Raw genomic sequence first — 11,554 nt, forward strand, 5'->3', positions numbered from 1 at the left:
GCCCATCGCCCGGCTGGTGCGACGCTGTATCAGGCGCGTTACGAAGTCCCGGTGATCTGCCGCTTCAATGCGTCACGGGCGGAGTCCTGCGCGCTGCTGCGCACCCAGCCGTCGCCCTGGGCGAGTACGGCGTGGGCGGCCCAGTCGAGCAGGTCCTGGCGGCGGCAGACGCCGGTGTTGCCCTTGCCGGCGCCGGCCACCACCTTGTAGACCAGCTGGTCCTGGCGGCCGCGCTGGTCCGGGTGGTCGTCGATCACCTGGCGCACGGCCCAGGCGTCACCGCTCAGGGCGTTGCTGTAGCAGGCGCCGAGGAGAATGTCTTCGGCGTTCAGGCGCTGCGCCTGGGCGTGCTCCTGGGCCAGTTGGAGAATCTTCAGCAGGTCGTCGAACTGCACGTCGATGTAGGAATCCATCTTGCGCAGCGCGTGGTAGAGGTCTTCCGGCGCGGGGCCGGCGGGCAGCTTCGGGCTGGCCGGCAGACGCGCCAGCGGTGCGGGATAGCGGCGCCAGGCGAACAGGCCGTTGAAGGCCACGGCGACGGCCAGGATCAGCACCACGTTGAGCAGCACCGGGCTGAGTACATAGTGGAAGCCCAGGGCGCTGATCGCCGGCCCACCGGACACCGCCGCCAGCGCGGTGGCGCCACCCGGTGGATGGATGCAACGGGCGTAGTGCATGACCAGGATCGCCGCGCCGACGGCGAGTGCGGGGGTGAAGGGCTGGCCGGGGAAGAGCTTCTGGCAGATCACCCCGACGATGGCCGAGAGGACCTGGCCGCCGAGCACCGCCCAGGGCTGCGACAGCGCGCCGTGGGGGACGGCGAACAGCAGCACGGCGCTGGCGCCCATGGAGGCAACGACCCAGATGGCGGCTTCGCTGGGCAGGACCCAGTGGGTAACGGCGTAGATGACGGCGATGCCGCACAGCGCTCCGAGGGCGGAGAGCCATTTTTCCAGATGGCTGGTGGCGTTGGCCCGCCATCCCATCAGGTGCAGGAAACGATTCATGGCAGATCACTAGCACGATGAGGCGAAGAACAGTGGCGGGCAGCTCGTGGGCCGCCCGCCTTATTGCCGCGGGGCTCAGCCCTGGCGCGCGCTACCCAGGCGTTCGCCCATGCGCACGGCGCTGGTGGCGGCGAGGTTTTCCGCCCAGCTCACCTGCTGCGGTCCGAACAGCACAATGGCGGTGGAGCCCAGCTTGAAGCGGCCCAGCTCGGCGCCTTTCTCCAGATGGATCGGCGCGCGGGCGGCTTCGTCGTAGGAGAACGACTTCAGCTCGCGCTTGGGCGGTGTGACCAGACCGGCCCAGACGGTTTCGATGGAGGCGACGATCATCGCCCCTACCAGAACCACCGCCATCGGCCCGCGCTCGGTGTCGAAAATGCACACCACGCGCTCGTTGCGGGCGAACAGCTCCGGCACCTGTTCGGCGGTCAGCTGGTTCACCGAGAACAGCCGGCCCGGCACGTAGACCATCTCGCGCAGGGTGCCGGCCAGCGGCATGTGCACGCGGTGGTAGTCCTTGGGCGACAGGTAGACGGTGGCGAACTCACCGCCCATGAACGGCGCGGCGCGCTCGGCGTCGCCGCCCAGCAGTTCCATCAGGCTGTAGCTGTGGCCCTTGGCCTGGAACACGCGGCCGTGCTCGATCGGGCCGAGCTGGCTGATGGCGCCGTCGGCGGGGCAGAGCACCGCGCCGGGCGTTTCGTCCAGCGGGCGGGCGCCGTCCTTCAGGGCACGGGTGAAGAAGGCGTTGAAGTGTTCGTAGGCCGCCAGGTCCTCGACCTGGGCTTCGCGCATGTCCACCCGGTAGCGGCGGGCGAACCAGGGGATCAGGCGGTCCTTGAACCAGGGCGCGCGGCATTCCGCGGCGCAGCCGATCAGGCGCGACAGCAGGTGATGCGGCAGCAGGTACTGGCTGAGGATGAACAGACGATCTTTGAACGACATTCCTTAAACCTCTACGGGGGTGTCGGGATGGTTGCCCCATTCCGACCAGGATCCGGCATAGCCCTTGACCCGCGGATAGCCGAGGGCCTTGGCCACCAGGTAGGTGAAGCCGGAGCGGTGGTGGGTCTGGCAGTGGGTGATCACTTCCTTGTCCTTGGTGATGCCCAGGTCCTCGAGGATCTGCGGCATATCGGTACGGATGCGCAGGGCGCGGGCCGGGTCCATGCCGGCGGTCCATTCGAAATTGACGGCGCCGGGCACATGGCCGGCCTTGGCGGCGAGGACCTTCTGGCCGCTGTACTCGCTGGGGTTGCGGGCGTCCCAGACGGCCAGGTCGGCGGCGCCCAGGCGGCTCTGCAGGTATTCGCGAGTGGCGGTGGGTTCGTCGTGCAGGGTCAGCGGCAGTGGGCCGCCGGCCGGCGCCGGGACGTCCTCGGAGAGCGGCAGGCCGTCGGCGAGCCAGGCGTGCAGGCCGCCGTCGACGTAGTGGTACTTGTCGTGGCCGATCACGTCCAGCAGCCAGATGAAGCGGCCGGCCCAGCCGCCGCCTTCGTCGTCGTAGACCACATAGACGGCAGCGGGGTTGTGGCCCAGCTCGCCGAACAGCGCTTCCAGGTCGGCCTTGGCCGGCAGCAGGCCCGGAGCCGGGGTGCCGCCCAGCTGGGTGCGCGCGGGGGCGACGAAGCGGGCGCCGGGAATGTGGCCCTGGGCGTAGCGCGCGGCGCTGGTGAGGTCGACCAGGATCAGTTCGGGAGCGTCGAGACGGCTGGCAAGCTCGGCCGGTTCGATCACCAGCGGCAGGGCGGAGAAGGCGGACATGGCGGAGTCTCCCGGTGGAAAAGGTGGGGGAGGCAACGTGAGCAGGCGCCCTGGGCTACCCCGTGAGGGCGGTCAGTTTAAAGGCGGCGCGGCGGGGCGCAAAGCTTTCGTGGTTCAGCCGCCCCGCGCCATCTGCTTCACCGCGTGCTCGATGCATTGCACGGTACGGCCGAAGGCCTGGGCGTGGAGGTCGGCCAGCGGCTGGCCGTGGCGGTCGCAGACCACCAGCATGACCACCCGCGCGCCGTTGCCCAGCGAGCGCAGCAGCAGGTGTTCGCTGGGCAGCAGGGCCTTCAGCGAACCGGGGATCAGCGCCGAGAACTCGGCCATATTGCTCGGGCTCAGGCGCAGCTGACCGGGTTGTTGCAGGAGTTTGCGCAGCACCGGGCTGGCGGCCACCTCCAGCTTGAAGTCGCCGATCTCGCTGTCCAGGCCGAAATGCCGGCGCGCCTGCAGCCAGCTGCCGCCCTTGTCCGCCAGCAGGATCAGCCCGCGTTGCAGTCCGCAGGCCTGCAACGCGGCGCTGGCGCAGTCGAGCAGTTGCACGGCGTTGCCGAACGGGCTGGGCGTCTGCATCAGGCGGGTGCAGTGCTGGCGCCAGTCGGCGAGGGTGTCCGGTGCCTTGGCCGACTCCTCGGCCTTCGGGCCGTTCAGCCAGCGCTTGGCGTCCCAGGGCCAGAGCAGCGCCTGGGCGGGGTGCCAGAGCAGCGGCCGGGCGTGGCGCCGCGCGCTCTGTGCGGCGAGGCCATGGACGGTCTGCTGCAGTTCATCCAGCGGCATCTGCAGGTAAAGGCAGGTCAGGCGCTGCCAGCGCAGCATGTGCACGCCGCCCCAGGACTGGTGCGCTGCCATGGCGATGCTGTTGGCCAGCAGGATGGTGTTGGCAGGACGGGTCAGCCAGCGTTGCAGTTCCGGATCGGCATCCAGGCGTTGCTGCTGACCCAGCGCTTCATGTTCGGTGTGCGCCACATGCAGCGCGCGTACCAGCAGACGTTTGTCGTCGCTGAGCAGGGCGTAGCCCTGGGCTACCCAGTCCGGCAGGCGCCAGCGCTGGGCGAGTTCGCGGCACAGCGGCAGCAGGCGGGTGCCGAGCAGTTCCAGTTCGACCTCGCTGCTGCAGCGCCCCAGGCCGTAGACCTGGCGCTGCCAGGCTTCGATCAGCTCCGGGCGGGCGGTGGCCAGCGCCCACAGCGGAGCGAGGGTGAACAGGCTGCCCCAGTGGATTTCCTGCCACAGCCGCGCCAGGCGGTTGGCGAACAGGCCGCTGGCCTGCTGCATGGCGTGCCGGCTGATCAGCAGTAGCTGGCTCAGCGCCCGCGGCATCTGCGCCTCGGGCACTGCCGGCAGGCTGTCGAGCAGTTGGCTGGCGCGGGCCAGCCCCAGGCGATTGAGGGCGACTTCCAGGCTTTCCGCCGGGTTGTCCCGCGCGCTTTCGGCGCGGTTGACCTCGCGCAGGATGGCGAAGGCCAGGGTTGGCGCGTCCTGCAACAGGTCGGCGATGTCGCGGATCGAGCGCCGGCTATCGTTCAGCGCACGGCGGATGTCGTCGCGCTGCTCCAGCGGAACCGGCAAAGGCAGATCTTCCAGCTGGTCGAGCCAGGCCTTGAGACGCTCTGGTTGAAGCATTTGCTTGGACATGCGTGAGGCGCCGAACTGGTTTTTAGTGTTTTCGGCCTATAGTCTTGCCCGAAATCTCCGATAACAACAGGGAGGCGGGATTCGTGCCTCTCAATTTGTCCACAGTTTCAGTCCGGTCCTCATGGCAAAAATCATCGGCATCATCGTCATCCTCGGCAGTGTCATCGGGGGCTTCATGCTCTCGGGCGGCAAGATCGCGGCCATCATCCAGCCGTTCGAAGTGCTGATCATCGGCGGCGCCGCGCTGGGTGCGTTTCTCCAGGCGAACCCCGGCAGCACCTTCATGACCGTGCTGAAGAAGGCGCCGAAGATGTTCGGCAACCGCTTCACCCACACCTTCTACCTGGAAGTACTGGGCATGCTCTACGAGGTGCTCAACAAGAGCCGCCGCGAAGGCATGATGGCCATCGAGGCCGATGTCGAAGACCCGGCCGCCAGCCCGATCTTCAGCAAGTACCCGGCGCTGCTCAAGGACGAACGCATGACCGCGTACGTCTGCGATTACCTGCGCATCATGTCCTCCGGCAACATGGCGCCCCACGAGCTGGAAGGCCTGTTCGACATGGAGCTGGGGAGCCTCAAGGAAGACCTCGAGCACCCGTCCCACGCGGTGACCCGCGTCGCCGACGGCCTGCCCGGCTTCGGTATCGTCGCCGCGGTACTGGGTATCGTGATCACCATGTCCCTGCTCGGCCAGGGCAGCCAGGCCGAGATCGGCCACCACGTCGCTGCGGCGCTGGTGGGTACCTTCCTCGGTATTCTCGCCGCCTACGGCTTCGTCGGCCCGCTGGCCAACGCCCTGGAGCACGACGCCAAGGAAGAGCTGAACCTGTACGAGGCGATCAAGGCCTGCCTGGTGGCGTCCGCTTCCGGCATGCCGCCGTCGCTGGCGGTGGAGTTCGGCCGCAAGGTGCTGCTGCCGGCGCACCGTCCGAGCTTCAGCGAGCTGGAGCAGGCCGTTCGCGGTCGCTGATGGGTCGTCTGACGCATGGATAACAACCAGCCGATCATCGTCAAGCGCATCAAGCGCTATGCCGCCGGCCACCATGGCGGTGGCTGGAAGATCGCCTTCGCCGACTTCGCCACCGCCATGATGGCGTTCTTCCTCGTGCTCTGGCTGCTGTCCTCGGCCACGCCGGAACAGAAGAAGGCCATCTCCGGCTACTTCCAGGACCCCATCGGTTTCACCGAGAGCGCCAGCCCCTACGTCATCGACCTGGGCGGCACGCCGACGCCGGCGCCGGACAAGACCCTGAACCCGCAGATCCAGGCCCAGCCGGATGCCGACGAGACGCGGATCAACCCGGACGAGAATGCCAAGATCACCGAGCAGCAGGCCCAGGACGTCGCCGAGCAGGTGGAGAAGGAGCGTCTGGAGTTGCTGCTGCAGGAGCTGCAGAACAAGGTCGACGAGAACCCGACCCTGAAGCGCTTCAAGGACCAGATTCTCTTCGAGATCACCCAGGACGGCCTGCGCATCCAGATCGTCGACTCGGACAACCGGCCGATGTTCGACCTGGGCAGCGCGCGTCTGCAGCCTTACTTCGAAGACATCCTGCTGGCGCTGGCCGAGACCATCCAGCAGGTACCGAACAAGATCAGCATCAGCGGCCACACCGACGCCAAGCCCTACGCTGGCAACGGCGACTTCGGCAACTGGGAGCTTTCGGCCAACCGCGCCAACGCCGCGCGCCGCGCGCTGGAAGCCGGCGGCTACCCGGAAGACCAGATCGCCCGCGTGGTGGGCTATGCCTCGTCCGCGCTGTTCGACCGCGACAAACCGCTCAACCCGGTGAACCGCCGCATCGACATCATCGTCCTGACCAAGAAGGCCCAGCGCGCCATCGAAGGGCAGGATGGCGGCGCCGAGAAACCGGCCGAGGGCGCGGCGCCGGCTGGCGCTCCGGGTGCAGTCGCGCCGACACCGCCGGGCGGCGCGCCAGCCAAACCGGCGAACGGCCAGGCCGATCCGTTACCACCTGACCAACTCAAGCAGAAGCTCAACCTGTTCGACGACGGCGGCACGCTGAAGCTCGATGAGCTGAACAAGCAGCAGTGAGAAAGCAGAAGGCCAGCTGGAAAGCTGGCCTTCTTCGTGTAGGACGGATGAAGCGGAACGCTTTATGCGCTCTACAAGATTAGCGACAAGTGCTCTGGTAGGAGCGGACTTTGTCCGCGATCCGGCCACCAGGCCGGCTCTCCAGCCCTGACAACTGTCCCGGCTACGCCGGGATTTCGCGGAGAAGCTCCGCTCCTACAGGTTCGGACAACGCCGCCGCTGCGGAGTCACCCGCCGATCAATACTCATCTTCCGGCAAGCTCGCGAGGATATGCCGGTAGCTGGCCATCCGCTGTGGCGAGATGCGTCCATCCTCCAGCGCCTTGAGCAGCGCGCAGCCCGGTTCGCGGTCGTGCTTGCAGTCGCGGAAGCGGCAGTGGCCGAGCAGGTCGTGGAACTCGATGAAGCCCGCTTCCACGTCGTCACGGCTGACATGGCCGAGGCCGAATTCGCGGATGCCGGGGGAGTCGATCAGGTCGCCGCCGGCGGGGAAGTGGAACAGCCGCGCGGTGGTGGTGGTGTGGGTGCCCTTGCCGGTGACTTCCGAGAGGTCGCCGACGCGGGTATCGACGCCCGGCAGCAGCGCGTTGACCAGCGACGACTTGCCCACGCCCGACTGGCCGACGAACACGCTGACGTGCTCGTTCAGCGCGGCGCGCAGGGCGTCCAGCGCCAGGCCGTTGGCGGCCGAGACCTCCAGCAGCGGGTAGCCCAGCTCACGGTAGGTGCCCAGCAGCGAGTCGAGGAAGGGTGCGTTCTCCTCGTCGATCAGGTCGGCCTTGTTCAGCAGCAGCAGCGGCTTGATCCCGGCGTGCTCGGCGGCCACCAGGTAGCGGTCGATCAGGTTGGCGTGGGGCTCGGGGCGCGGGGCGAAGACGATGACGATGCGGTCGACGTTGGCCGCCACCGGCTTGAGCACGCCACGCATGTCCGGGCGGCGCAGCTCGGAGGTACGCGGCAGTTGCGCGACGATCACGCCGATTCCCTGGTTGCCCGGGCGCCAGACCACCTGGTCGCCGGTCACCAGCGGTGGCAGGTTGGCGCGCAGGTGGCAGCGGAATACCTGGCCGGCGGCGTCGCCGTCCTGGGCCTCGACTTCCACCTGCACCCCGAAGTGGGCGATCACCTGGCCGGTCTGTTCCGGGCCGAGGTCGCCGCCTTCCAGTTCTTCCAGGGCACGCGATTCGCGTTTGGCAGCGCGGGCAGCACGCTCTTCCTGGACTTTTTCGATCCGCCAGCTCTGCCGGCGGGTGAGGTGACGCTTGGCCATAGGGTATCCACAGGGAAAATCGCGCCGCAGTTTAGCATGCGCACGCCCGCTTCCCGCTAAACTAGAGGGCTGAGCTGAGGAGCCCCATCATGCAGAACCCGCAGAACCTGATCTGGATCGACCTGGAAATGACCGGGCTGGACCCGGACAAGGACGTCATCATCGAGATGGCGACCATCGTCACCGACAGCGACCTGAACATCCTCGAGGAAGGCCCGGTGATCGCCGTGCACCAGAGCGAGGAGCTGCTCGCCGGCATGGACGAGTGGAACACCCGCCAGCACGGCCAGTCCGGCCTGACCCAGCGCGTGCGCGAAAGCACGATCTCGGCGGCCGAAGCCGAAGCCATGACCATCGCCTTCCTGGAAAAGTGGGTGCCCAAGCGCAGTTCGCCGATCTGCGGCAACAGCATCTGCCAGGACCGCCGTTTCCTCTATCGCCACATGCCGAAGCTGGAAGGCTACTTCCACTACCGCAACCTGGACGTCTCCACCCTCAAGGAACTGGCCGCGCGCTGGGCGCCGTCGGTGCGCGACGGCTTCAAGAAGGGCAACACCCACCTGGCGCTGGATGACATTCGCGAGTCCATCGCCGAGCTGCGCTACTACCGCGAGCATTTCATCAAGCTCTGAGAGCGGCTGCAGGCGGCAGGCTGCAAGCCGCAGGCTAGAGCACGCTCGCCTGTAGCCTGTAGCCTAAAGCCCGTGGCGCGCCAGCGCCCACCCCACATGCTCGCGCACCAGTTCCGAAGGGAACTCCCGTCGCGCGCGCAGCGCCTCGATCACCGGGATGGTCGAAGGCGCATTGCCCAGGCCCACCGCCAGATTGCGCAGCCAGCGCTCGTAACCGGCGCGGCGCAACGGCGAGCCCTCGGTGCGGCTGAGGAATTGCTCTTCCGTCCACAGGAACAGCTCCGCCAGGTCGGCATTGTCCAGGCTGTGGCGCGGCTGGAAGTCGCCCTGGTCGGTGGCGCGGGCGAAGCGGTTCCACGGGCAGACCATCTGGCAGTCATCGCAGCCGAATACACGGTTGCCGATCAGCGGGCGCAGGTCCTCGGGGATCGGGCCCTTCAGCTCGATGGTCAGGTAGGAAATGCAGCGCCGCGCATCCAGCACATAGGGCGCGACGAAGGCGGCGGTGGGGCAGATGTCCATACAGGCCGAGCAGCGCCCGCAGTGTTCCGTGCCGTGCGGCTCGTCCACCGGCAGCGGCAGGTCGGTGAACAGCTCGCCGAGGAAGAAGTAGCTGCCCGCCTTGCGGTTCAGTACCAGGGTGTTCTTGCCGATCCAGCCCAGGCCCGATTGCTCGGCAATGGCCTTCTCCAGCACCGGCGCGCTGTCGACGAAGGCGCGGAAGCCGAACGGCCCGACCTGCTGCTGAATGCGCTCGGCCAGCTGCTGCAGGCGCTTGCGGATCAGCTTGTGGTAGTCGCGGCCCAGGGCGTAGCGCGACACGTAGGCCTTCTCGCCATCGCCCAGCACCTGCGCCATGCGCGTGTCGCCGGGCAGGTAGTCCATGCGCAGCGAAACCACCCGCAGGGTGCCGGGTACCAGTTCGTCCGGCCGCCAGCGCTTGCTGCCGTGGGCGCCCATGTAGTCCATCTCGCCGTGGTAGCCCGCGTCCAGCCAGCGCTGCAGGTGCGCGCCGTGTTCTTCCAGGTCGAGCCCGCTGATGCCGACCTGCTGGAAGCCGAGTTCGCGCCCCCAGTCCTTGATGGAGCGGGCGAGGTCGGCGTAGTCGAGCGTTGAATCGTGCATGGAAGGCGGGAAACGGAAGTCGGGGTGCGTATAATTCTGCCAGACCTTGCCGGCGTCGGCCCGTTCCTACGCCAAGGCGACACATTCTGCCGCCCGGAACCGCGATGACTGCCCACGACGAACTGCCCCTGAACCTCTACAGCGCCCAGCAGGTGCGCGACCTCGACGCGCGCCTGATCGCCGCCGGCACGCCCGGCTTCGAACTGATGCGCCGCGCTGCCCACGGCGCCTGGCGCGCCCTGCGCCGGCAATGGCCGGATGCCGACGAGATCACCGTGCTGGCCGGCCATGGCAACAATGCCGGCGATGGCTACCTGATCGCCGCCCTGGCCCAGCGTGCTGGCTGGAAGGTGCGCGTGCTGGCGGTGGGCGATGCCTCGCGCCTCTCCGGCGATGCCGCTTCGGCCCATGGCGAAGCGCGCTCGGTCGGCGTGGATATCGAAGCCTGGAGTGAGAACGCCGAACTGCGCGGCGTACTGGTGGACGCGTTGCTCGGCACCGGCCTGGGAGGCGAAGTACGCGCTCCCTATGCTGCGGCCATCGCGGCGATCGACAGCAGCGGCCTGCCGGTGCTGGCCGTGGACATTCCCTCCGGCCTCAGCGCTGATACCGGGCGCGTGCTCGGTTGTGCGGTGAAGGCCGACCTGACCGTGACCTTCATCGGCCTCAAGCTCGGCCTGTTCACGGCCGAGGGCCCGGATCAGTGCGGCGAACTGGTCTTCGACGGGCTCGATGCCGATCCGGCGCTGATCCCCCATGAGTGCCTGGCGCGCCGTCTCGCACCGGCTTCTCTCGCCCGGCTGGCCGCGCGCCCCAAGGCAGCGCACAAGGGCCAGTTCGGCCATGTCCTGGTGATCGGCGGCGATACCGGCATGGGCGGCGCCGTGCTGCTGGCAGCGGAAAGCGCGCTGCGCTGTGGCGCTGGGCTGGTTTCCCTGGCGACCCGCGCCGCCCATGTGCCGGCTGTGCTGGCGCGCCGGCCCGAGCTGATGGCGCGCGGTGTGTCGTCCTCGGCCGAAGTGCTGCGCCTCGCCGAGCGTGCGGACGTACTGATCGTTGGGCCGGGCGTTGGTCGCGAGGCCTGGGGGCGCGTGCAGGTCAGTGCGGCGGCCAGCCTCGATCGCCCACAGGTGTGGGATGCCGATGCGCTCAATCTGCTGGCCGAGGGTCTGGTTTCCCGTCCGTCCGGCGACTGGCTGATCACCCCGCATCCCGCCGAAGCGGCGCGCCTGCTGGGTATTTCCACCGCCGAGGTCCAGGCCGACCGGCCCAGGGCCGCACACGCATTGGCGCAGCGCTACCAGGCCGTGGTGGTGCTCAAGGGCGTCGGTTCGCTGGTTGCTTCCCCGGATGGCCGACTGGCGCTGTGCAACCACGGCCATCCCGCCATGGCCGGCGCCGGGCTGGGTGACGTGCTCTGCGGCATCCTCGGCGCGCTGCTGGCGCAGGGGCTGCCTACTTTCGATGCCGCCTGCCTGGCGGTCTGGATGCACGCGCGTGCCGGCGAGTCGCTGGGCGCGCAAGGCCGCGGCCTGGCTGCCGCTGATCTGATTCCTGCCGTTCGTCAGTTGCTCGAGGAGCTGTGCCCATGCCTGAACTGAATCTGTTCGCCGACGGCGAAGAGGCCATGGTCGACCTCGGTCGGCGGATCGCCGAGGCGACCGCTGGCCGCGGGATCATCTACCTGCACGGCGACCTGGGGGCGGGCAAGACCACGCTGTCGCGCGGCATCCTGCGGGGATTGGGCCATGGCGGCTCGGTCAAAAGCCCGACCTTCACCCTGGTCGAACCCTACGAAATCGGCGATCTGCGCGCCTTCCACTTCGACCTCTACCGCCTCGCCGATCCGGAGGAACTGGAGTTCCTCGGCATCCGCGATTACTTCGAAGGCGATGCCCTGTGCCTGATCGAGTGGGCCGAACGCGGCAAAGGCATTTTGCCAAAGGCCGACATGGACATTACCATTGTTCCGCATGCGGGCGGACGCATGCTGCGCCTCGACCCGCACGGAACACGGGGCGAAGCCTGGTGTGCCGCCCTGGCCACGGGAGCATAGAAA

Annotated in this window: 11 protein-coding genes; 5 read left to right on the forward strand and 6 right to left on the reverse strand. The window is 68.1% G+C overall.

The features are described from left to right. Positions 1-38: 38 nt before the first annotated feature. The 4 genes from HNP46_RS27045 to HNP46_RS27060 form a co-directional block, all read right to left on the reverse strand. Complete coding sequence (locus HNP46_RS27045) at positions 39-1,007, reverse strand: HPP family protein (RefSeq protein ID WP_184595169.1); 969 nt, start codon at positions 1,005-1,007, stop codon at positions 39-41. Between the two features lie 75 nt (positions 1,008-1,082). Continuing rightward, positions 1,083-1,952, reverse strand: a complete 870-nt coding sequence (gene asd, locus HNP46_RS27050; protein WP_184595171.1) for an archaetidylserine decarboxylase — start codon at positions 1,950-1,952, stop codon at positions 1,083-1,085. Positions 1,953-1,955: 3 nt separating this feature from the next. Further along, positions 1,956-2,771: a thiosulfate sulfurtransferase gene (gene rhdA / locus HNP46_RS27055; RefSeq protein ID WP_184595173.1), complete on the reverse strand. Its 816-nt coding sequence runs from the start codon at positions 2,769-2,771 to the stop codon at positions 1,956-1,958. A gap of 114 nt (positions 2,772-2,885) precedes the next feature. Then, a complete protein-coding gene (locus HNP46_RS27060) occupies positions 2,886-4,409 on the reverse strand; it encodes an HDOD domain-containing protein (RefSeq protein ID WP_260403280.1) in 1,524 nt (507 codons plus the stop codon). 121 nt (positions 4,410-4,530) lie between these two features. Here HNP46_RS27060 and motA point away from each other — a divergent pair, with 121 nt between their 5' ends. Together motA and motB are read left to right on the forward strand one after the other, a co-directional pair. Continuing rightward, complete coding sequence (gene motA / locus HNP46_RS27065; protein ID WP_184595175.1) at positions 4,531-5,382, forward strand: flagellar motor stator protein MotA; 852 nt, start codon at positions 4,531-4,533, stop codon at positions 5,380-5,382. Between the two features lie 15 nt (positions 5,383-5,397). Then, positions 5,398-6,468, forward strand: a complete 1,071-nt coding sequence (gene motB, locus HNP46_RS27070; protein WP_184595177.1) for a flagellar motor protein MotB — start codon at positions 5,398-5,400, stop codon at positions 6,466-6,468. Between the two features lie 238 nt (positions 6,469-6,706). On the opposite strand, the gene rsgA is transcribed toward motB, so the two are convergent. Then, positions 6,707-7,738 (reverse strand): small ribosomal subunit biogenesis GTPase RsgA, encoded by a 1,032-nt coding sequence (rsgA, locus tag HNP46_RS27075; protein ID WP_184595179.1) that lies wholly within the window; start codon positions 7,736-7,738, stop codon positions 6,707-6,709. 89 nt (positions 7,739-7,827) lie between these two features. Between rsgA and orn the strand changes: the two genes are divergently transcribed. Continuing rightward, a complete protein-coding gene (gene orn, locus HNP46_RS27080) occupies positions 7,828-8,370 on the forward strand; it encodes an oligoribonuclease (protein WP_184595181.1) in 543 nt (180 codons plus the stop codon). Between the two features lie 63 nt (positions 8,371-8,433). On the opposite strand, the gene queG is transcribed toward orn, so the two are convergent. Further along, positions 8,434-9,495: a tRNA epoxyqueuosine(34) reductase QueG gene (queG, locus tag HNP46_RS27085; protein ID WP_184595183.1), complete on the reverse strand. Its 1,062-nt coding sequence runs from the start codon at positions 9,493-9,495 to the stop codon at positions 8,434-8,436. A 104-nt stretch (positions 9,496-9,599) separates the two neighbouring features. On the opposite strand from queG, the gene HNP46_RS27090 reads away from it, so the two are divergent. Next, positions 9,600-11,096 carry an NAD(P)H-hydrate dehydratase gene (locus tag HNP46_RS27090; RefSeq protein WP_184595185.1) on the forward strand — a complete coding sequence of 499 codons (1,497 nt, stop codon included), beginning with the start codon at positions 9,600-9,602 and terminating at the stop codon, positions 11,094-11,096. Next, entirely contained in the window at positions 11,084-11,551 is a 468-nt protein-coding gene (gene tsaE / locus HNP46_RS27095) for a tRNA (adenosine(37)-N6)-threonylcarbamoyltransferase complex ATPase subunit type 1 TsaE (RefSeq protein ID WP_184595192.1), read from the forward strand. The genes HNP46_RS27090 and tsaE overlap by 13 nt, the downstream gene beginning before the upstream one ends. Positions 11,552-11,554: the final 3 nt, after the last annotated feature.

Source organism: Pseudomonas nitroreducens (assembly GCF_014204515.1).
Classification (GTDB): domain Bacteria; phylum Pseudomonadota; class Gammaproteobacteria; order Pseudomonadales; family Pseudomonadaceae; genus Pseudomonas; species Pseudomonas nitritireducens_A.